The organism is Kitasatospora sp. NPDC101108, assembly GCF_055584725.1.
Genome location: NZ_JBVJLM010000005.1, coordinates 226032 through 247389 on the forward strand (window position 1 = coordinate 226032; position 21358 = coordinate 247389).

Consider the following 21358-nt stretch of genomic DNA (forward strand, 5'->3'; position numbering starts at 1 on the left):
GGCACGTCCGGGGCCTCACCCCTCGTGCAGCGCCCACCGGCTGCCGTCGACCCGCGCCGTTCCCGGCAGGGCGATCAGCTCGGGCTTGAACAGCGGCGGCGCGCCCATGGCGGGCTCCCAGGTGGCCAGCGACTCGTCCTGGGGGACCTCGATCCGCCGGTCCGCGGCGAGGTCGTTGACCACCTTCACCAGCAGCCGCACGCCGAGCGGCGCCAGGTGGTCGCGCCACAGGCTCCGGGCCGTCGAGCCCGGGGGCACGAACAGGTGCTCCTGGGCGGCGATCGGGCCGCCGTCGGTGCGCTCGGTGAGGTGGTAGACGCTCCCGCCGGTCACCTTGTCGCCGTCGCGGATCGTCCACCGGACCGCGTCCCGGCCGCGGTGCAGCGGCAGCAGGCTGGGGTGGTAGCCGATGGCCGCCACGGCGGCCCGGGCGCGGGTCTGGCGGCCGAGGAAGGCGTGCGAGTGCGCGGCGAGGATGATGTCCACCCCGTCCGGGACGTGCCGGGCGCGCAGTTCCTCCGAATCCGTCCAGGGGATGTCCCGGGGGTACGCCCAGGAGCGCAGGCGGTCCCAGCACATCGCGTTGCCCTCGTCGGACTGCCCCTTGCGCAGCCGGGGCGCGGCCGCACCGACGATCTTGTGCCCCTCGTCCAGCAGCGCCTCCGCGACCTGCACCGCGAACGCGCCCTGCCCTGACAGGTAGATGTGCATCCTCACTCCTTCAACCCGGCGGGGTCGGGTTCGAACCGCACCGGCAGCGTGGAGAAGCCGGTCAGGAAGTTGGACCTGATCGGCAGCGCCTCGCCGGTCTGCTCGAACCCGGTGGTGAAGTCCCGCAGTGCGGTGAGCAGTTCGGCGATCTCCACCTTGGCCAGGTACGAGCCGACGCAGAAGTGCGGGCCGTAGCCGAAGGCCAGGTGCCGGTTGGGGGTACGGCCGAGGTCGAACACCCCGGGCCGGTCGAAGACCCGCTCGTCCCGGTTGCCGGAGGCGTGCCACAGGGTGACGATCTCGCCGGGCCGCAGCCGTACGCCGTGCAGTTCGGTCTCCCGGACGACGCTGCGCCCGAAGTGCATGGTGGGCGAAGCCCAGCGCAGCACCTCGTCCACGGCGGTGTCGACGGCGACGTCGTGCCGCTTGAGGCGCCGCCACTCCCCGGGCCGGGCGGCCAGGGTGCGGACGCAGTCGATCATCGTCAGCCGGCTGGTCTCGTCGCCCCCGATGATCAGGCTGTAGCAGTTGAGCACCACGTCCTCGTCGGTCAGCGGCACGCCGTCGATCGCACTGGCGATCAGCATGCTGATCACGTCGTCGCCGGGGGCCTCGCGCCGCTCCTCGACGAGGTCCATGAAGTACATCAGGATCTCGTTGCGGGCCATCTCGGAGTCGACCTCGTCGACGTCCTCGTCGTCCGCGGACAGCGCCGCCTTCGTCAGTCCGAGCAGGTGGTCCTGGTCCTGTTCGGGTACGCCGAGCAGGCTGGAGACGGTGGTCATCGGGATCCGGGCGGCGATCTGCTGCGCGAAGTCGCAGCCGCCGGACTCGACGGCCTCGCGGATCCACCGCCGGGTGTTGGCCCGGACGGTCCGGGCGACCTCGTCCAGCACGCGTGGGGAGAGCACCCGTTGGAGGATCTTGCGCAGCTCGTGGTGGCGGTGCCCGTCGGTGACGGCGAGCATCCGGCCGGCCCCGGCGTCGCCGCCGCCCAGCAGGGTGACCAGGACGTTGCCGCGCTCGGAGGTGAAGTTCCGGTTGTCCCGGTAGGTGGTCAGGATGTCTTCGTGGCGGGAGAGCACCCAGAAGCCGCGACGGCCGTCGACCGGCGGGTTCCAGTGCACGGGGGCGGTGTCCCGCAGGGTGCGCCAGAACCCGTCGAGGTCGTGGTCGGCGAAGGTGGCCGGGTCGCCCAGGTCCACGGTGGCCGGTGCCGGTGCCGGTGCGCTCATGCTCACCAGTCCGTGCGCCAGAACCGGCGGGGCCGGAACGGATAGGTGGGCAGTGGCACCCGGTGGCTGGCCTCGCCCCGGTGCAGGGCGGCGAAGTCCACCTGGCTGCCGGTGACCCAGGCGGCGGCCAGCTCGGCGAGCGCCCGCTCGTCCCGGCCGGCGGGCACGATGCCGTGGTCGGTGCGGGAGAAGCCGTCGGGGTCGGTCGGCGGGGCGGCGGCGGTCGTGGTGGCCGGGCCGCGGGGGACGTCCTCGGACAGCGCGGCGATCAGCTCGGCGCGGCTGCGGACCACGGCCGCCCAGCGGCGGGGCATCACCTTGCGGCCGAGGTTGAGGCTGAAGCAGACGTCGTCCAGCCGGAGTCCGGGATCCGCCTCCAGCCGGTCGCGGAGCCGCGCGCGCTGTCGGGCCAGGGCGTCGTCGTCCAGGGCGGAGAGGGTGGCCAGCCGCGGCCGGCCCTCGGCCTCGGGGGTGCGCCCGGCGGGCGTCGGCGCCTCCTCCAGCAGCAGGTGGGCGTTGTAGCCGCCACCGCCGATCGAGGTGATGCCGGCCCGGCGGATGCCCGCCTCCGGCTCCCAGTCGGCCCCTTCGAGCTGCGGCACGAAGGGGGTGCCGGGGAAGTCGAGGTCCGGGTTGACCTCGGTCAGGTTGATCGTCGCCGGGAGCTTCCGGTGGTACAGGGCCAGCGCGGCCTTGATCGCGCCGAAGCCGCCCGAGACCACGCCGCCGTGGCCGACGTTGCCCTTGACCCCGCCGATCGAGGTGGTCGCGGTCTGCTTCCCGAACGCCATGCTCGCCGCGTGCACTTCGAGCTCGTCGGTCATCGGCAGGCCGAGCCCGTTGGCCTCGTACATGGAGACGGTCTCGGGGGCGACGCCGCCGACCTCCATGGCGCTCGCGATGCAGGCGCTCAGCCGCTCGGGCTGGGCCAGGCCGTACGCCATCGCGCTGACCCCGTTGTTGTTGACGGCCGAGCCCTTGACCACGGCGTAGATGTGGTCGCGGTCGGCGACGGCGTGGTTCAGCGGCTTCAGCAGCACGGTGACGACTCCGCTGGACAGCGCGGTGCCGGTGCCGTTGGCGTCGAACGGGCGGCAGTGGCCGTCCTTCGACAGGATGCGGTTCTCCTCCCACAGGTGGCCGCGCGGGTGCGGCAGCCGGACCATCGCGCCGCCGGCGATCGCCATGTCGGTCTGGCCGAGCAGCAGCGACTGGCAGGCCAGGTGCACCGCGTAGTGGAAGCCCGCGCAGACGGCCGCGACGGTGACGGCCTCGCCGGTGAGGCCCATGTAGTACAGGGCGTTGGAGGTCATGGTGTCCGGCGACCAGGCCAGGCTGGCCTCGATCGCCTCGGGACCGACCGACACCCGGTCCGGCGGGGAGCTGTAGAGCGCGGCGGTCTGCGGGTTGTTGGCGCCGTACATGCCGATCTCGGCGCCGAGCCGGTCCGGGTCGTAGCCGCCGTCCTCCAGCGACTCCCAGGCGCTCTCCAGGAACAGCCGGTTCTCCGGGGTCATCGCGGCCGCCATCCGGTCGCTGATGCCGAACACCGACGGGTCGAACTTGTCGTAGGTGTCGAGCACGCCGCAGGCCCGGACGTAGAACGGGCTGTGGATCAGCGTCTCGTCGACGTGGATGTCGTCCTTGGCCAGGAAGGAGATGGACTCCCGGCCGTGGACGAGGTTGTCCCAGAACTGTTCCTTGGTGCGCGCTCCGGGCGCCCGTAGCGACATGCCGATGACGGCCACGTCGCCCGGGTCGTACTCCTGCTGGGGGCTGTCGGTCATGGGAGGGGCTCCTGCTCCGTTGTCGAGTGAGGGTGGCTCAGCGGCTCAGCGGCTCAGCGGCTCAGCGGCCCGCGCCGCCGCGTCCGCGCAGTGCCGCGCGGCGGGCGCCGGCGCGTTCGCGGGCCGACCGGACCACCTCGGGGGTGGCACCGCTCTCGTCGTCGAGCCATCGGGCGAGGGAGGAGATGTCGCGGAAGCTGAAGAGGTCGGGCACCCGGACGCGGCGCTCGAAGCGGCGGGTCATCAGCCGGGCCAGCCGGACCAGCAGCAGCGAGTCGCCGCCGAGGTCGTAGAAGGCGGACTGCACGTCGATCGCAGAGGGTTCGAGGCCCAGCAGCTGGCCCCAGATCTCCGACAGCGCCACCTCGGTCGGCGTGCTCGCGGCCGTCAGCGGCCCGCCCGTTCCGGCGGCCGGCGGCTCGGGCAGCGCGTTGCGGTCGAGCTTCCCGCCGGGCCCGAGCGGCAGGGCGGGCAGCAGCACGAGCGTCGCGGGCACCATGTAGTCGGGCAGTTCGACGGCGAGCCGGCCGGTCACGGCGCTCTGCAGCGCGGCGTCCAGCCGGGGACCGTCCGGCGCGGCGCCCTCGCCCGCGGGCACGACGTAGCCGACCAGCCGGTTGCCCCGGACGACGGCGGCGGCCTCCCGGACCTCGGGGCAGGCGGTCAGCCGGGCCTCGACCTCCTCCAGCTCGATCCGGTAGCCGCGCAGCTTGACCTGGTGGTCGGTGCGGCCGAGGAAGCGCAGCTCGCCGCCGTCGGTGAACTCGACGACGTCCCCGGTGCGGTACATCCGCTCGCCGTCGCGGAAGGGGTCGGGCAGGAAGCGTTCGGCCGTGGTGTCCGGGCGGTTGACGTAGCCGTGGGCCAGCCCGGGGCCGCCGAGGTAGAGCTCGCCGGACGCACCGGCCGGCACCTGCCGCAGCTGCTCGTCGAGCACGTAGACCCTGGTCGTCGGCGGGCCGATGGTCGGCTCGCCGGCGCCGTCCGCCGGGACGGGCCCGAAGGAGCAGAACACGGTTCCCTCGGTGGGGCCGTAGGCGTTGAACACCCGCTCGGCGCCGGTCTCCCGGTACGTCCGGTCCACCAGCTTGCGGCGCAGCGCCTCGCCGCCGAACACCACCGAGCGCACGTTGGGCGGCAGGGCCCCGGCGTCCAGCAGGCCGTTCATGACGGAAGGGACGACGTTCAGGTGGGTGATCCGGTCGGCGTACCGGCTCTCCGCCAGGTGCACCGCGCTCTCGACCAGGACGACGGCGCCGCCGCGGCACAGCGCGTTGAAGATCTCCATCACGGACATGTCGAAGCAGACCGAGCTGGCCGCCGAGATCCCGCTCAGGTCGCAGCCCTCCAGGACCCGGTCCAGCTCGGCGAGCATCGCCGTGCAGCCGCTGTGCCGGACGGCCACGCCCTTGGGCCGGCCGGTGGATCCGGAGGTGTAGATGACGTACGCGGTGTCCTCGGGCACCGCCGGTACGGGCCGGGCGCCGGGCTCGGTGGTCACCGTGTCGCCCAGCACCACCACGGTCGGGCCGGGCGGGCAGGCGGCCCGGGAGGCGGGCGTGGTGAGCAGCAGCCGGGCGCCGCTGTCCTGGACCATGAAGGTCAGCCGGTCGGCGGGGTAGTTGGGGTCCAGCGGCAGGTAGCAGGCGCCGGTGCGCAGGGCAGCCAGGATGCCGACCAGCAGGTCGGGGGTGCGCTCGACGCAGATGCCGACCGGGACTCCCGGCGCTGCGCCGGCGGCGGCCAGCTGCTCGGCCAACTCCCGTGAGCGTTGTTCGAGTTCGCCGTAGGTCAGGACTCCGGCGTCGGAGTAGACCGCGGTCGCGTCGGGGCTCTTGGCCGCCTGCTCCAGGAACTCCGAGTGCAGGGTCGCGGTCACCGGTCCGTCCCCTCGGGCAGGCCGGTCGGCGCGAGCTCGCCGAGGGGCAGGTCGGGTCGGGCGATCGAGTCGAAGAGCACGTTGCGGTACAGCGCGAGCAGTGCGGTCACGGTGTGCCTTTCCAGGTAGCTCGGTTTGAACTGGACGTGGCCGGCCACCTCGCCGTCGATGTCGGCCATCGAGATCTCCAGGTCGAACTTGGCGAGGTGCCTGCGCACCTGGAGCGGCTCCAGGGGCAGGGCGCCGTCGGGCGTGAGGGTGCTGCCGACGCCGTGGAAGAGCTTGACGGAGCGGGGGAAGGCGTCCGAGGACAGCCAGTTCACCACCACGTCGAACCACGGGGAGCGGCCCTCGGCGCGCGGCGGCTTCAGCTGGGAGGCCAGCAGGTCGAGCGGGTAGTTCATGTGCTCCAGCAGGCCGAGCGAGAACGCGTGGACCTCGCGCAGCAGTTCGCGGAAGCTGCGGTCGGCGGCCGGGTTCGCCCGGACCAGCACGGTGTTGAGGTAGTAGCCGATCGCGGACTCCCAGCCGGGCTCGGCCCGTTGGGCGATGGCGGTGGCCAGCACCGAGTCCTCCGTGCCGACCGCCCGGTTGAGCGTGGCGAAGAACCCGGCGAGGACGACGGTGCTGATCGACACCCCCTCGCGCACCGCGAACTCCCGCAGCAGACGGGTCTCCTCGGCGCTCCAGCGGAACGCCAGGTCGCGGCCCTCGTAGGTGACGCCCGGCGGCCGCTCCTTGGCGGACAGGTCGAGATGGGCGGGCGGATCGGCCAGCTTCTCCGACCACCAGTCCAGCGCCGCGTCGGCCGCCGGGCTCGCCAGCCACTGCCGCTCCCGGGCGACGAACTCGGTGTACGGGGCGACGGGCGGGCCGGCGGCCGGGTCGGCGCCCTCGTAGTACTCCTGGAGCTCGCGGATCATGACGTCGGCCGAGGCCGCGTCCGAGGCGATGTGGTGGACGAGCACCAGCAGGTAGTGGTCGGCCGGCCCGCGGGTCAGGAGGACGACCCGCACCAGCGGCCCGTTGTCCAGGTCCAGCGGCCGGTGCCCGTGCCGGGCCAGCTCCTCGCGGGCCTGCTCGTCGTCCAGGCCGGAGGTGTCCACCACCAGGAACTCGTACACCGGCTCGTCCAGGATCACCTGGTACGGGCTGCCGCCGGCCTCCACGAAGAGGGTGCGCAGCGCCGGGTGGCGCAGCATGACGGCCCGTACGGCGCGCTCCAGGGCCTTCTCGTCGACCGCGGCCCGGATCCTGGCCGTCACCATGAAGTTGTAGGGCACGGCGTCCGGCGAGACCATCTGCATGAACCAGAGCGAGGCCTGGCCGTGCGAGGCGGGTGCCAGTTCGAGGCCGAGGCCCTCGGCGCGCAGCTGCTCCAGGGCGGGGGCGTCGGTGGCCTCCAGCAGGCCGCGGGCGTCCAGTTCGTCGAGCAGTTCCTCGGCGTCCAGTTCGGACAGCTCGGCCAGGAAGTCCGGGAGCACCGGGGCGGGCGACGCCCCGACGGCCGCCACCGGCGCCGGAGCCGGGACCGTCACGGGAGCCGGAGCCGCGGCGGGCCGCACCGGCTCCGGCGCGGCGGGCGGTCCGGCGGTGAGCTCGACGAAGTGGCCGACGACCTGGGAGATGGCCCGGCCGTCCAGGAACACCACCGGCGACACCCGGTGCCCGAACAGCGACTGCAGCCTGTTGACCAGCCGGATCGCCAGCATCGAGTCCAGGCCGAAGTCGAGCAGGCTGGCGTTCGGGTCGAACCGGCCCACCGGCACGCCCAGCGCGTCGGCCAGCTCGGCGAGGACGACCTCCGCCACCGGACGGCTCTCCGCCGGCTGCTGTTCCACCGGCCGGGCCTCGGGCGCGGCCACGGCGACCGGCACCGGTGCGGCCACGGGCGCGGGCCCGGCGGCCGGGGCGCGGAGCTCGGTGTCGATCCAGTACCGCTCCCGCTGCCACTGGACGAGCGGCGTCTCCACCGCCTCGACGTCGTCGGCGAACAGCCCGTCGAAGGTCAGCGGCAGGCCCCGGACGAACAGCGAGGCGGCGGCGCCCAGCAGGCAGCGCAGGTCGCTCTCCTCGCGCCGCAGCGAGTTGACCGCGTGCACCCGGGCACCGCGGGTCAGGGCGATCTCCTCGACCGCGCCGCGCAGCGTCTCGTGCGGGCCGATCTCGACGAAGGTGCCGACGCCCTGGTCGACCAGCGCGCCGATGGTCTCGGCGAAGCGGACCTGGTTGCGCAGGTTGTGCACCCAGTAGTCGACGTCGGCCGTCGGGTTGACCGCCCCGGCCACCGCCGTGGAGTGGAAGTCGAGGCCGGACGGCAGCGGGGTGATGCCGTCGAGGGCCGCGCGCAGCGGCGGGATCAGCGGGTCCATGCCCGGGCTGTGCACCGGCCGTTCGACCCGGATCCGCCGGACCGAGACGCCGTCCCGCTTGAGCTCGGCCTCCAGGGCGTCGATCGCCCCGGGGGAGCCGGAGACCGCCGCGCTGGTGGGGCTGTTGACCACGGCGACGGCGGCGTGCTCGGCGTACGGGGCGAGCCGCGGCAGCAGCTCCGCCTCCGGCAGGTCGACCGAGATCATCGCGCCCACGGCGGCCTCGCGCTCCAGCAGGTGCGAGCGGGCGACCACGACCCGGGCGGCGTCCTCCAGGGACAGCGCCCCGGCCACGCAGGCGGCCGCGACCTCGCCCAGGCTGTGCCCGACCACGGCGGTCGGCTCGATGCCGAGGCCGAGCCACACCTTGGCCAGCGACACCTGGAGGGCGAACAGCACCGGCTGCTGGAAGTCCATCTCCTCGTACCGGGCCTCGTCGGCCGGGGCGGCCAGCTGCTCCAGCACCGAGCAGCCGCCGGCCGCCCGCACGGCCTCGTCGCAGGCCTCCATCGAGCTGCGGAAACCGGCGTGGGAACGCAGCAGTTCGCGGCCCATGCCGACCCACTGGGTGCCGCCGCCGGAGAACACCAGGGCCACCCGCCGGTCGACGTTGCCGGAGACCGTACCCGTGAGGACCTCGGGGTGGGGCGTTCCGGCGGCGACCCGGGCCAGGCCGTCCAGGACGTCCTGCCGGTTGCGGGCGAGCAGCGCGATCCGGTGGCCGTGGTGGCTGCGCCGGGCGGCCAGGGTGTAGGCGAGGTCGGAGACCCGCAGGCCCGGGTGGCGTTCGACGTGGTTGGACAGCTCCCGGCAGGTGTCGGCCAGCGCCTCGGCCGTACGGGCCGTGACGGGCACCAGGTGCGGCCGCCCGTCGGCCGCCTCGGCCCCGAGGCTCGGCGCGGCGTGCCGGCCCCGGTCCCCGGCCAGGAAGGGGTGGGCGGCGACGGGCAGGCCGGCGGTGTAGAGCGCGCCGAGCGAGCCGAGCAGGGTCGCGGCCTCGTCGGCACCGCGGCGCATCGAGGGCAGGGTGGTCGCGGTGAGGATCTCCGACACCGACTTCAACAGCAGGGGGTGCGGGCTCAGTTCGACCACCGCGTCGACGTCGTGGTCGCGCAGCGCGGTCAGCGCGTCGACCATCCGGATCTCCCGGCGCAGATTGTCCGCCCAGTAGTCGGGCCCGAGTTCGGCGCCGTCGACGAGCTCGCCGGTGACGGTCGAGATCATCGGGACGCGGGCGGTCCGGGGCCGGATGCCGTCGAGTTCGAACCTGAGCGGGGCGAGGACGTGGTCGACCAGCGCGGAGTGCGGGGCGTGGCCCATCCGCACCCGGTGGTTGGTGACGCCCGCCCCGGTCAGCCGCCCGACCAGGTCGTCGATCTCCTGCGGGGTGCCGGTGACCAGCGTGGAGTGCAGGCCGTTGCGGCCGGAGAGGGTGAGCCCGCCGGTCAGGTACGGGGTGACCTCCTCGGCGGCGGTCATCACCACGATGCCCTCGCCGCGCCCCACGGCCAGTTGCTGGAGCAGCCGGCCGTGGTGGGCGGCCAGCCGGGAGGCGTCGTCGAAGTCGAGTGCACCGGCGACGTGGGCGGCGGCGAACTCGCCGACGCTCTGGCCCACCACGACGTCCGGCTCCACCCCCAGTGAGCGCCAGGCCTCGGCCAGGGCGACCTGGAGCGAGAACAGCAGGGGCTGGAAGACGTCCATGTCGTCCAGCCGGCCGTCGGGGGAGAGCAGTTGGTCGACCAGCGAGAAGCCCAGCAGCTCCCGCATCCGCCGGTCCGAGCGCATCATCGACCGGCGGAACACCGGCAGGCCGGCGAGCAGCTGCCGGCCCATGCCCACCCACTGGGAGCCGTTGCCGGAGAACAGGAAGGCCACCCGCGGCCGCCGGCCCGGCGCCTTCCCGACGCTCAGCCCGTCGGCCGCCGTGCCGCCGGCGAAGGCGTCCAGGGAGGCCCGGAGTTCCGCCATGTCGCGGGCGGTGGCGGCGAGCCGGAAGGCGCCCTCGCCGGGCGTGCGGGCGCACAGCGCGCGCAGGTCGCCCTCGTCGCGCAGCGCCCGGGCCCGTTCCGCCAGCTCCTCCCGGGAGTCCGCGGCCAGCAGCAGCAACGAGGCCTCCGGGCGCGGCAGTTCCTCGACCGCGACGTGACAGATCGCCCCGCCGAAGCCGAAGGAGCTGACGCCTCCCCGGCGGGCGTCGGAGCGCCGCGGCCAGGGCGTCAGCCGGTCCTGGACGGTGAGGTTGTACTCGTCGAACATGATCTGCGGGTTCGGCGCGCTGTAGTGCAGGCTGGGCGGCAGGACGCCGTTGCGCATCGACATCGCCAGCTTGACCAGGCCGACGATCCCGGCGGCCGCCTCCAGGTGGCCGACGTTGGACTTGACCGAGCCGAGCCGCAGCGGTTCCGTCCGGTCGCCGCCCAGCACCGCGCCGATGGCGTTGGCCTCGATCGGGTCGCCGAGGGGCGTCGCGGAGCCGTGGCACTCGATGTAGTCCACCAGGTGCGGGGCGATGCCGGCCCGGCGGTACGCGGTGCGCAGCATCTTCTCCTGCGCCTGGGGGTTGGGCGCCGTCATGCCGTTGCTCAGGCCGTCGTTGTTGGAGGAGCTGCCCTTGATCAGGCAGTAGACCGGCAGGTCGCGCTCCAGGGCGGTGCTCAGCGGGGCGAGCACGACGACCCCGGCGCCCTCGCCGCGGACGTAGCCGTTGGCGCGGGCGTCGAAGGACTTGCAGCGGCCGTCCGGGGCGAGGGCGCCCATCTGGTCCATGGCGGTGTAGTAGTCGGAGACGAAGCTCAGGTTCACGCCGCCGGCGAGCACCAGGTCGCTCTCGCCCAACTGGATGGACTGGCACCCCACGTGCACCGAGACCAGCGATCCGGCACAGGCCGCGTCGATGGCCATGCTGGGGCCCTGGAGGCCGAGCAGGTAGGAGACCCGGTTGGCGATGATGCCGTCGTGCATGCCGGTCGCGGTGTGCGGGGTGATCTGGCTGTCGGGCCCGCGGTAGTGGGCCAGGGCGGCGTAGTCGCCCCAGCAGGAGGCCATGAACACCCCGGTGTCGCTGCCGACCAGGCTGTGCGGGGCGATGCCCGCGTCCTCCAGCGCCTCCCAGGACAGTTCCAGGATCAGCCGCTGCTGGGGGTCCATCTGGACGGCCTCGCGGGGCGAGATGCCGAAGAACAGCGGGTCGAAGCGGTCGATGCCGTCGATGAACCCGCCCCAGCGGACCCGGTCGTTGAGCAGTTCCCGCCGCGCGGCCGGTACCGGCCCGACGGCGTCGCCGCCCTCGACCAGCAGCCGCCAGAACGAGGCCGGGTCCGGCCCGCCGGGGAAGCGGCAGCCGATGCCCACGACCGCGACGGGCTCGTGCGCGGTGGTACGGCGGCCGGTGCGGCGGTCGGCGTCCGGCGCGGGCTCGGCGGCAGGAGGGCCGTCGACCACCGCGCGGGCCAGTTCCTCCACGCTCGGGTACTGCCAGGGCCAGGTGGCCGGGACGGGCCGGCCGACGAACTCGGCCAGGGCCGCGGCCAGGGCCACCGACTTGGCGGAATCCAGTCCGTAGCGGTGCATCGGCGCCCGGCGGTCCACCGCGTTCGCGGGTACGGCCAACAGCTCGGAAACCCGGGAGAGCAGGAATTCCGTGACGGCGGACAGGTCTCGCGCTGCACGTTCTCGGGGCATGGCGACTCCATGGGCAGGGCAGGTGGAATGGAGGGTCGAGGTGCACTTCCGACCGGCCGCCGGCGCAATGGACAGCCGGGCCGCGGAGGCGAATTCAGCCGCTTCCGGACTCCGGGTCACGAGCGTCACGACAGCTCGGGGAGCGCGGATCAGCGGCCCACTGTGAAGTTCTCGCCGACGCGTGCGGCTCCTGCCGATCGGTCCTTCGGCCCGTTCGCTGCCGAGGATTCGCGCGGCGTTGCTGTCCCGGTCCCCCCCTGAGCGCGGAGAACGGGGGAAAACACGGGAAACCCCAACCGGGGCGGGTGTCGAGGTCGATCCTGTCGAACGCGATGGAAACGTGTCGAGCGCAAGGAAATATGCGAATTGAGGTGCTTCGTATCACCGGGCATTTACTGACCAGCGGGTATGAGCGTGCCACTTGGTGAATGGCGAGACAAGCGTCGCCGGAGACTGGTCGGACCAGTGGCGAGATTCGATCGCCAAAGTGTCCGATTCGATCTGCTCGGCGGCGAGGGCCGTCGAACGGCCTTGTCGTAGGGCCGAGTTGGCGAGGGACGGGCTGGACAGCGGTAGATCCGTCCGGGCAAGCTGATCCTCATGCCAGTTGTGATCCTTGAGACTGCGTCAGTCGGAGTCGACCGTTCCTTAGCCGGTCGGAACCACCCGCGGCCCCGGGTGGCCGCACCCCCCGGTGCACCACGCGGCGCACGCCCCGGTACGCGCGACGGCGGGCTCGCATGACCGACACCGCGGTCACGCCGCTGACCCGCCCGGGACTGGCCCTCGGAGTACTGGCCGGGGCGCTCGCCCTGGACGTGAGCGGCCTCGGCGTGCTCAACGCCGCCCTGCCGTCCGTCGGCACGCGCTTCGACCTGAGCGACACCACCCTCCAGTGGGTGATGACCGCCTACGCCGTCACCTTCGCCGGCTTCCTGCTGGTGGGCGGCCGACTGGCCGACGTGCTCGGCCGGCGCCGCGTCTTCGAGGTGGGCGTCGCGGTCTTCACCGCCTCCGCGCTGGTCGGGGCGGTGGCCCCGGACATCGCCGTCCTGCTGGGCGCGCGCGCCGTCCAGGGCATCGGCGCCGCCCTGTCCGGACCGGCCGCACTGGCCCTGCTCTCCGAGGCGTTCCCGGCCGGCCCGGCGCGCAACCGGGCGTTCAGCGTCTACGCGGCGGTCGGCGCCGCGAGCTTCAGCGGCGGGGTGCTGCTCGGCGGCGTGCTGACCCAGTTCTTCGGCTGGCGCTCGGTGCTGTGGTTCTCGGTGCTGCTGGGGCTCGCCGTCCTGGCCGTGACCCGCATCGGACTGCCCGACGGCGCCGGGCACAGCGGCCGGCTGGACCTGCCCGGCGCGATCTCCGGCACCCTCGGGCTCACCCTGCTCGTGGTCGGGGTGAGCAGCAGCGGCGCGACGGCCTGGATCACGCTCTGCGCCGCGGCGCTCTGCCTGGTGCTGTTCGTCGTCCGCGAGCACCGCACCGCCGACCCGGTGCTGCCGCTCGGGCTCTTCCGGCTCGCCCCGGTGCGCTCCGCGAGCCTGGCCGCGTTCCTCCAGTACATGGGCTCGGTCGGGATGCTGTTCTTCGCGCCGCTGTACCTCCAGGGGATGCTGGACTACTCCCCGTTCGAGTCCGGCCTCGCGCTGGTGCCGATGTCCCTGGCCGTGTTCCTCACCGCCAACTTCGCCACCGGCCGCCTGCTGGCCCGGTACACCCCGCGCACCCTGATGGCCGTCGGCCTGGTGCTGATCGGCGTGGGCACCGGCCTGTGGCTGGCCACCCCGCACTCCGGCGGCTACGTCACCTACGTGCTGCCCGGCCTGGTGCTCAGCGGCATCGGCCAGGGCCTCAACTTCCCCTCGATGACCACCGCCGCGCTCAGCGGGGTCCCGGCCGAGCAGCAGGGCGTGGCCGGCGCGGTGAACGTGGTGACCCAGCAGATCGGCGCCAGCGTCGGCGTGGCGCTGATGGTCCTGGTCGCCGGCACCCGGGAGGACCAGCTCGGCGGCTACCATCTGGCCTACGTCACCGCCGCCGTCGCGTGCGTCCTCGGCGCGGTCGTCATCGCCGCGGGCCGGCGGACCCGGGCCGCCGCCCAGGCCGCCGGCTGACGGAGCCCCGTACGGGGCGGGCCCGGTGCGCGAAGTCCGCGCACCGGGCCCGCCCCGGAGGCCGGTGGTACCACCGGTCATGCCATCGCCGCGGCCGTGGCCGTCACCGCCCGGGCCTCAGGGCCGCGGTCGCCGTCCGGCCGAGCCAGACGCCCAGCAGCGCCTGGACCAGGCCGATCAGCAGGGTGATGGCGACCACCGGCGAGGCCAGCGCCGGCAGCCCGGCCAGCGCGGCCACCGTCCGGGCGGTGCCGGCCACGGCCTCGCCGGAGGCGACCCGCCACAGCAGGGGAGCGCCCCAGCCGGCGACCGCGGCCACCGCCGCCACCAGCACTGCCGTACGGGCGCGCAGGCCGCGGACCGCCGTCCCCGCGCCGGCCAGCAGGCCGACCGCGAAGGGCAGGTACCACAGGCTCCACAGCGAGCCGACGGCCACCAGAGCGGCGGCGCCGACCAGCGCGGCGGGGAGCGCCGGTGCGGGGAGCGCCAGGCCGCCGTCGGCCGGGGCCTGGGCCTGGGCCTGGGCCGGGGCCTGGGCCGCCGACTCCTCGGGCGCAGACTGCTTCTGAAGATCCGTCACGGTGCTCACGCTCCCGGTCGCAGGGTCCACACCTTGGTGGAGGCAGGTTGGTCCGCGGCCGTCAGCAGCGGCAGGAGGCGGCCGTCCCGCCAGTACGGGATGAACGTCTGGTACCAGGGCGAGGCCGGGTTCTCGCTCTGCCCGCCCGGGTACACGGCCTGGGCGGTGGCGCTGCCCGGGCCCTTCCAGTCGACCACCATGCGCCAGCTCGGCCCGAAGGTGGAGTTCAGGCCGCCGTCGGCCGCGTTGACGGTCCAGCGGTCCCCCTCGGCGGGCACCGGCCCGTAGCCGAGGGCGTCGGCGTCGGTCAGCGAGGGGACCTGCCGGGTGTGCACGCGGTCCCAGGTCCAGGTGGCGGGGTCGCTCCCGAGGTCCTGGGAGAGCTCGGAGACGGCCTGGGCGAACGCGGTGCGCATGGCCTCCGGCGCCGTGCGGGCCGGGCCGCCGGGGGAGGTGAACGCCGGGTTGGCGGGGTCGTGCAGGGTCCAGACCTCCAGGTCCTCGTCGAGGCTCGGCAGCGCGCTGGAGACCCTGAGGTACCAGCGGTCCTTCTCGACCGGCACCTTGGCCTGGTCCCACCAGGGCTGGAAGGTGGTCTCCAGGTAGTCGTTCCAGAAGGTCCACCAGATCGGCCCGCCGGCGACGGAGGGCCGCATGGTGGAGTCCCAGCGGTCGAGGACGTCGAGCGCGGCCTGCTGACGGGCGTCGAGCTTCGTGCCGGCCAGCGCCTCCTTGAGGTGCGGCAGGATGACGGTGGCGAGGTAGTCGGTCGTGTCGTTCTGCAGCGTGGTGAAGTCGGCGGCCGTCATCGCCGGGTGGCTCTCCAGGAACTGGTAGATCCGGGCGGCCCGGTAGCCGTTGTCGAAGGAGTTGAAGGACGTGCCGATGTAGTACGGGTAGTCGGCCGACACCGGGCGCTGGTTGGCTGTCGCGATCACGTGGTTCGGCGGGTTGTAGGCCTGCGGGGTGGCGTCGAAGGGGATGGCGCCGACCACGTCGTACTCGCCGGTGCCGGGCAGCGGGAACCAGGGGTCGCCGGCCTTGGTGAGCGGGAAGTAGCCGGCCGCGACCACGCCGATGTTGCCGCCGCCGTCGGCGTAGGCGAAGTTGAGCGTGGGGGCGTGCCAGTCGGCCAGCGCGGTGCGGAACTCCTGGTAGTTGCGGGCCTTGTCGACGGCGAGCAGCACGGCCAGGTCGGGGGAGGGCACGTTGCCCATCCAGCTGACCGAGGTGGTCTGGCCGGCCCGGGTGATCACCGGCCCGTGCACCGTGAGGTCCACGGAGAGGTGCTCGGTGTCCCCGCCGCGGACCGGGATGGTGTACTCCACCCGCTGCATCGGGTGCCAGGCGTTGTTCCAGAAGTACTGGCCGGGGTGGTCGGGGCTGGTCCGCTCGCTGTAGAAGACGGTCGACTGGTTCTGCGCGTCCGTCAGGGACCAGGAGATGTCGGCGTTGCGGCCGATCAGCACGCCGGGCATGCCGGCCATGCTGGCGCCGGTGGCGTTCGTCCCGGGGGAGGAGAGCGCGATCTGGTACCAGTACGAGGGCAGGGTCGTCGGCAGGTGCGGGTCGCCGGCCAGCATCGCGTTGCCGCCGGCCACCGCCGGGCCGTTCGCCACCCAGGCGTTGCTGTCCGGGAAGGTGTGCATCTGGGTGGCGGGCAGCGCGCGGATCGTGTCGAGCAGGGTCCGGGCCGCGGTGGCCTCCCCGGCGGGGTCGGGGGCGCCGGTGGGGGCCACGGGCGCGGGGCGCGGCTGCGAGCGGTTGGCGGCGGCCGGGACGTCGGGCCCCGCGGAGTTGACGTTGGCGGGCAGCGGCGCGGTGCCGAGGTCGCGGTACGGCCCGGGGTCGTACGGCCGCTGGTCGTTGGCCGCGTGGACCGGGAACCAGTCCATGGTGCGCTGCGCGCCCAGGGAGTCCCGGAAGATCGCGTAGTCCAGCGGGGTGCTGGTGAAGTCCATGCTCTGGGTGAGGACTTCCTGGATCACCAGGCTGTCCACCGGGGTCCAGTCGGCGGGGTGGACGCCGGTGAGGGAGAAGATCGCCGGCCACTGCCCGTTCCGGCGCAGCTCGGAGATCCAGGCGTTGACACCCCTGGTGTAGCTGGTGAGGGCGCGGCCCGCCGGGCTGTCGGGCGGGGTGGCGGCCCACTCGGCCTCGGCGGTGCGCAGCAGCCCCATCTGCAGTTCGAAGCGGTCGGATTCGAGGCTGGCCGGCCCGTTCAGCTCGGCCAGCCTGCCGCGGCCCGCGCGCCGTTCCAGGTCGAGCTGGGCGAGCCGGAACCGGGCGTGCAGGTAGCCCTGGGCCTGGAACAGGTCGTCGTCGGAGCCGGCCTTGACGGTGGGGACGCCGTTGTCGTCGAAGGCGACCGTGACGGGGGCCTTGAGCCCGGCCAGGTCGAGGGTCTCGGTGTGCGGGAGTTCGGCGCCCGCGGCGGAGTCCCACACACCTGCCCCGGGGACGAGGGCGGTTCCGAGGGCGGGGACCGGCCCGATGCCCAGCGCGAGCAGCGCGAGGACCAGGCCGGAGACGACGGCTGCCGCCGCCGCGTGGGTGGCTGTGCGTATTCGCCGCGGCAAGTTGACTCCAGGGGTGCGAGGTTGAGCGGATGTGCGGTGGACAGGGGAGGTCTCAGGACCAGAAGGCGTCCATCCGGCGGTGGATGCCCTCGACGGTGGCCCGCAGTTCGGCGTGTCCGGCGGCGGAGCCGTAGACCGTCCCGATCAGCCACTCGGTGCCGGCCCGCCAGTCGGCCCGCCAGGCCGGGTCGATCCGGGCGTCGACCAGGTCCACCCCGGGGACGGCCTGGAGGTCGTCGATCAGTTCACCGCCGCCGGGGGTGAGCCCGTCGGCGGGCGGGGAGAGGAAGTACTGGAAGGCCACGGCGGGGCAGGCGGCGCCCAGGGCGAGCACCGGCGCGGGCGGCGTGAAGTCGCCCAGGGCGAGCCGCAGGGCGAGGAGCAGCAGGTCGGTGCCGGCCGAGCGCTTGAGGACGTCCGAGACGTGCCCGCCAAGGCGCCCGTTGACCTCGATCAGCCGTGGACCGTCGGGGGTGAACTTGATCTCGGTGTGGGTGACGCCCTCGCGGATGCCGAGGGCCCGCAGTGCACTCCGCTCCAGGGCCACCACCTGCTCGGCCAGGCCGTCCGGGAGCAGCGCGGGCGTGAAGTAGCCGGTCTCCCGGAAGGGGTGGGCCAGCGGCAGCTTGCCGGTGACCGCCACGGTGTGGATCTCGCCGTCCTTGATCGCGGACTCGACCGAGACGTAGTCGCCCCAGAACTCCCCCACCACGGTGGGGTCGCTCACCAGGTACTCCTCCAGCACGAACACCGCGGGGGTGGCCGCGTCGCTGGTGAACTCGGCGTACCGCTGCGCCAGTTCGTCGCTGCTGCGGACCAGGCAGGTGTCCACGCTGCCGGCGCCCGAGCGGGGCTTGAGGACGGCGGGCAGGCCGGTCGCGGCGAGCGCCGGGGCGAGGTCGGCGGCGGAGCGGACGGTCCGGCAGACGGTGGACTGCACCCCGGCCGCCGCGAGCGCCGCGCGCTGCTGGAACTTGTCGACCAGCACCTCGACGGTGGCGCGGTCGTGGAACGGCAGACCGCAGCGCTCGGCCACCGCGGCGGCCGAGCGGAGCAGGTGGTCGCTGAAGGTGATCACGCCGGAGGCACCGAAACCGGCAGCCCGCTCGACGAGTTGCTCCTCGGTCAGCCCGGCCGTGTCCACCACGGTGGCCGACTTCGGCAGCCCGGCCAGGTCGGCGGCGGTTTTCGGGTCGCCGAGGTCGCCGAGGAAGACCACCGTGCAGACCCGGCGGGCGGCGCCGAGGATGCCGCGCGGGGTGGCCGAGCCGCGGCCGTAGACGACCAGCAGCACCGGCAGGGGTGCGGCGGCGGGGGACTGGGGCCTGGGGTCGGAGTGTTCCACGGTCACTGCTCCTGGGGCCGGAACGGGGTGAAGGCCGCGCGCTCGGCGGCGACGGAGCGGTGCTCCCAGGCCTCGCGGTCACGCAGGTAGCGGGGCCGGTCGGCGACGATGGCCCGGGTCTCGGCCGAGCCGGCCGTGAGCCGCCAGAGCACCGAACCGGTGACCGGCGCCGAGCAGACGTCGATGAACGCCTGTGCGGCCGTGCGCAGTTCGCCGAACCAGCGGCCCTCCAGGGCCTCGCGGACCCACAGCTGCTCCTGATGGATCTTCTCCCGCAGCAGTTCGGCGGAGAGGGTGGCGGTCTCCAGGTGGCGGCGCGAGCGCAGCAGCAGCCAGGCGGCGGGCATCTCGCGGATCTCCAGCACCTTCGACCCGTGGTCGAGGTGTTCGAGCCCGCTGTAGCGGCCCAGTCCGTGGGCCCCGACCAGGTGGTTGAGGGTGTCGATCAGTTCGGTCAGCGGCAGCGGCCGGCCGTCCACCGCGACGGGCCGGCCGGCCTCGAAGGCGACCTCGACGGTCTCCGGGGCCCCGGCGGGGCGCAGCGCGCTCCAGCGGTAGAGCTCCTCGGGCACGGCGTGGTCCTCGGGGTCGTCGAGGATCCCGGACTCGAACTCCCGGCACCACAGGTTGGAGTCGCCGCTGACCAGCCGCTCGCTGAGCTGGTCCAGGCCGACCTCCTTGAGCTCGCGCATCTTCTGCTCCCGGTCGACCGGGTCCAGGTCGTACGGGCTGCCGTAGCGGCCGGCGAAGCCGAGCAGGCCGATGGCGCCGTTGAGCCGGCGCAGGGTGTTCTGCGAACGGTTGGCGGTGTGCAGCACCGTGGTGGCGCCGAGCTCGTGGGCGGTGGCGAGGGCGAGCTTGGCGATCAGCGGCCGGCTGAGCGTGGAGCTGACCGGGTGGGTGTCGAGGTAGACGGCGTGCGCGGCGATCGCCGGGCGGACGTAGTCCTCGGCGAACTCCTGCCGGCCGTCGAGCAGGTGGAGCCGGACGCCGAGCCGGTCGGCGATGAGCTGCTTGTGCTCGCCGCTCTCGTCCTCGCCGAGGTCGACGCTGACCGCATGGACGTTGCGGGCGCCGGCCCGGACCAGGCGGTGCAGCAGGTAGCTGCTGTCCAGCCCGCCGCTGAACAGGGTGACGACCGGGGCGGACGGGTCGCGGGCGATCGTGTCGAGCTCGCCGAAGGAGCGCAGGACCTGGGATGTCATCGGGCGGATCCCTCCACCCCGTGCTCGGTCAGGGCGGCGGTGAAGCCGGTCACGGTCGGCTCGTCGAAGGCGAGGTCCATCGGGACCTCGACGCCGAGCAGCGCCTCCAGCTTGCGCACCGCGCGCACCACCTTGAAGGAGTCCCCGCCGATGTCGAAGAAGTCGTCGTCCGGGCCGATCGCGGGCACGCCGAGGACCTCGCACCAGACCCCGGTGACCAGGGCGGCCAGGCCGTCGCCGGCCGGCCGGGCGTCGGCGGCCGCGGCGGTGGTGGCGGGCAGCACCTCCCCGGCCCGCTCGGTCAGCAGGGTGCGGTCCAGCTTTCCGTTGGCGGTCAGCGGCATCGCGGCCAGCGTGGCGAACGAGGCCGGGACCATGTAGGAGGGCAGCGCGGCGCGCAGCTCCTGGCGCACCGCGGCGGTGACGGCCTCGGGCTCGGCGTCCCCCTCCAGGACCAGGAAGCCGACCAGCCGGGCGTCGCTGCCGCGGCCGTGGGCGACCGCGGCGGCCTGCCGCACCCCCGGCACGCGCAGGGCGGCGGACTCGATCTCGCCCAGTTCGATCCGGTAGCCGCGGATCTTCACCTGGAGATCGACCCGGCCCAGGAACTCCAGGCCGCCCACCGGGTGGGTGCGGACCAGGTCGCCCGAACGGTAGAGCGGGCCGGTGCCGTCGCCGAGGTGGTCCGGGACGAAGCGCTCCGCGGTCAGCTCGGGGCGGTTCAGGTAGCCGAGGGCCAGGCCGGCGCCGCCGATGTAGAGCTCGCCGGGCTCGCCGTCCGGCACCGGCTTGCCGTCCTCGTCGAGGATCCACAGCGTGGTGTCCTCGATGGCCGGCCCGATGTAGACGGTGTCCAGGTCCGGGTCGCGCGGGGGCACCCAGGCGGTGCAGTAGATCGTGCACTCGCTCGGGCCGTAGAGGTTGGTGAGCGGGGCGGTGGACCGGGCGTGGAAGCGGCGGACCAGCTCGGGTGCGAGCGGCTCGCCGCCGGTGAGGACGCGGCGCAGGCCGTCGAAGCGCTCCTCGGGCCCCCGGGCCAGCAGGAACAGCTCCAGCAGCGAGACCACGCAGTAGAAGATGCTGATCTCCGCCGAGCGGATGGTCTCGGCGAGGTAGTCGGCGTCGCGCTGGCGGCCGGGGGCGGCGATGACGACGGTGGTGCCGGTGATCAGCGGCCAGTAGACCTCGATCAGGAACATGTCGAAGCTGCACGCGGTGTGGTGCAGCATCCGGTCGGACGGGCCGAGGCCGTGGCTGCGCTGCAGCGCCCGCAGCCGGGTGGTCACCGCGCGGTGGGGGATCAGCGAGGCCTTCGGGCGGCCGGTGGAGCCGGAGGTGTAGATGACCACGGCGGGCTGTTCGTCGAGGTCGGCCGCGGGTTCGAAGGGGGCGGCCGGCTCGGTGGCCGCGCACTCGGCGACGGTCACCACCTCGACGCCGAGGTCGGCGGGGAAGCGGGAGCGCAGTTCGGGGGTGGTGACGAGCAGCCGGGGCTCGCAGTCGGCCAGCATGTCGAGGGTCCGGGCGACCGGGTCGTTGACGTCGAAGGCGACCTGGGCGGCGCCGGCCAGGACGACGCCGGTCACGCCGATCACGAAGTCGGCCGAGCGCTCCAGGTACACCGCCACCCGCTCGCCCGGGCGCACCCCGCGCCCGCGCAGCAGCGTGGCGACCCGCACGGTCCGGTCCCTGAGTTCCCCCGCGGTCAGCACCCGGTCGCCGTCGACCACGGCGGGGTGTGCCGGGTCGGCGTCCCACCGGGACAGCAGCAGGGTGTCGAGCCGTCGCCGGTCGTCGTCGAGGAGGGTGGCCGTAGTGCTAGCCATGGTCGTTCCTGTCCAATCGGTGTGTTCGGTGCGGGGCGTCCCGG

At 73.8% G+C, this 21358-nt stretch carries 11 protein-coding genes; 1 reads left to right on the forward strand and 10 read right to left on the reverse strand.

Annotated elements, in window-relative coordinates; translation table 11 throughout:
• Positions 1–15 precede the first annotated feature (15 nt).
• The 5 genes from ACZ6Z8_RS14110 to ACZ6Z8_RS14130 form a co-directional block, all read right to left on the reverse strand.
• Entirely contained in the window at positions 16–711 is a 696-nt protein-coding gene (locus tag ACZ6Z8_RS14110; RefSeq protein ID WP_465609433.1) for a formyltransferase family protein, read from the reverse strand.
• A 2-nt stretch (positions 712–713) separates the two neighbouring features.
• Positions 714–1946: a cytochrome P450 gene (locus ACZ6Z8_RS14115; RefSeq protein ID WP_465609435.1), complete on the reverse strand. Its 1233-nt coding sequence runs from the start codon at positions 1944–1946 to the stop codon at positions 714–716.
• Positions 1947–1948: 2 nt separating this feature from the next.
• Positions 1949–3733, reverse strand: coding sequence for a beta-ketoacyl synthase N-terminal-like domain-containing protein (locus ACZ6Z8_RS14120; protein WP_465609437.1), 1785 nt, complete (start codon positions 3731–3733; stop codon positions 1949–1951).
• Positions 3734–3794: 61 nt separating this feature from the next.
• Positions 3795–5612: a non-ribosomal peptide synthetase gene (locus ACZ6Z8_RS14125; RefSeq protein ID WP_465609439.1), complete on the reverse strand. Its 1818-nt coding sequence runs from the start codon at positions 5610–5612 to the stop codon at positions 3795–3797.
• Positions 5609–11668, reverse strand: coding sequence for an acyltransferase domain-containing protein (locus ACZ6Z8_RS14130; protein WP_465609441.1), 6060 nt, complete (start codon positions 11666–11668; stop codon positions 5609–5611). The genes ACZ6Z8_RS14125 and ACZ6Z8_RS14130 overlap by 4 nt, the downstream gene beginning before the upstream one ends.
• Positions 11669–12408: 740 nt before the next feature.
• Here ACZ6Z8_RS14130 and ACZ6Z8_RS14135 point away from each other — a divergent pair.
• Positions 12409–13779 (forward strand): MFS transporter, encoded by a 1371-nt coding sequence (locus ACZ6Z8_RS14135; protein ID WP_465609443.1) that lies wholly within the window; start codon positions 12409–12411, stop codon positions 13777–13779.
• 103 nt (positions 13780–13882) lie between these two features.
• Here ACZ6Z8_RS14135 and ACZ6Z8_RS14140 read toward each other — a convergent pair whose 3' ends face one another.
• Genes ACZ6Z8_RS14140 through ACZ6Z8_RS14160 form a run of 5 tightly spaced genes read right to left on the reverse strand, consistent with a single transcriptional unit; the run spans position 13883 to position 21314 of the window.
• Positions 13883–14359, reverse strand: coding sequence for a hypothetical protein (locus ACZ6Z8_RS14140; RefSeq protein ID WP_465609445.1), 477 nt, complete (start codon positions 14357–14359; stop codon positions 13883–13885).
• A gap of 5 nt (positions 14360–14364) precedes the next feature.
• A complete protein-coding gene (locus ACZ6Z8_RS14145) occupies positions 14365–16938 on the reverse strand; it encodes a penicillin acylase family protein (RefSeq protein WP_465609447.1) in 2574 nt (857 codons plus the stop codon).
• A 52-nt stretch (positions 16939–16990) separates the two neighbouring features.
• Positions 16991–18283: an ATP-grasp domain-containing protein gene (locus ACZ6Z8_RS14150; RefSeq protein WP_465609449.1), complete on the reverse strand. Its 1293-nt coding sequence runs from the start codon at positions 18281–18283 to the stop codon at positions 16991–16993.
• Between the two features lie 2 nt (positions 18284–18285).
• On the reverse strand, positions 18286–19488 hold the full coding sequence (locus ACZ6Z8_RS14155) for an argininosuccinate synthase-related protein (RefSeq protein ID WP_465609451.1): 1203 nt from the start codon (positions 19486–19488) through the stop codon (positions 18286–18288).
• The gene (locus tag ACZ6Z8_RS14160) at positions 19485–21314 is read right to left on the reverse strand and encodes a non-ribosomal peptide synthetase (RefSeq protein WP_465609453.1); all 1830 of its coding nucleotides are present in this window, start codon (positions 21312–21314) and stop codon (positions 19485–19487) included. The genes ACZ6Z8_RS14155 and ACZ6Z8_RS14160 overlap by 4 nt, the downstream gene beginning before the upstream one ends.
• Positions 21315–21358: the final 44 nt, after the last annotated feature.

Excerpts from the sequence above, each read along its gene's own strand:
- ACZ6Z8_RS14110 (WP_465609433.1), bottom strand. The coding sequence starts at position 711 with ATGCACATCTACCTGTCAGGGCAGGGCGCGTTCGCGGTGCAGGTCGCG.
- ACZ6Z8_RS14115 (WP_465609435.1), bottom strand. The coding sequence starts at position 1,946 with ATGAGCGCACCGGCACCGGCACCGGCCACCGTGGACCTGGGCGACCCG.
- ACZ6Z8_RS14120 (WP_465609437.1), bottom strand. The coding sequence starts at position 3,733 with ATGACCGACAGCCCCCAGCAGGAGTACGACCCGGGCGACGTGGCCGTC.
- ACZ6Z8_RS14130 (WP_465609441.1), bottom strand. The coding sequence starts at position 11,668 with ATGCCCCGAGAACGTGCAGCGCGAGACCTGTCCGCCGTCACGGAATTC.
- ACZ6Z8_RS14135 (WP_465609443.1), top strand. The coding sequence starts at position 12,409 with ATGACCGACACCGCGGTCACGCCGCTGACCCGCCCGGGACTGGCCCTC.
- ACZ6Z8_RS14155 (WP_465609451.1), bottom strand. The coding sequence starts at position 19,488 with ATGACATCCCAGGTCCTGCGCTCCTTCGGCGAGCTCGACACGATCGCC.
- ACZ6Z8_RS14160 (WP_465609453.1), bottom strand. The coding sequence starts at position 21,314 with ATGGCTAGCACTACGGCCACCCTCCTCGACGACGACCGGCGACGGCTC.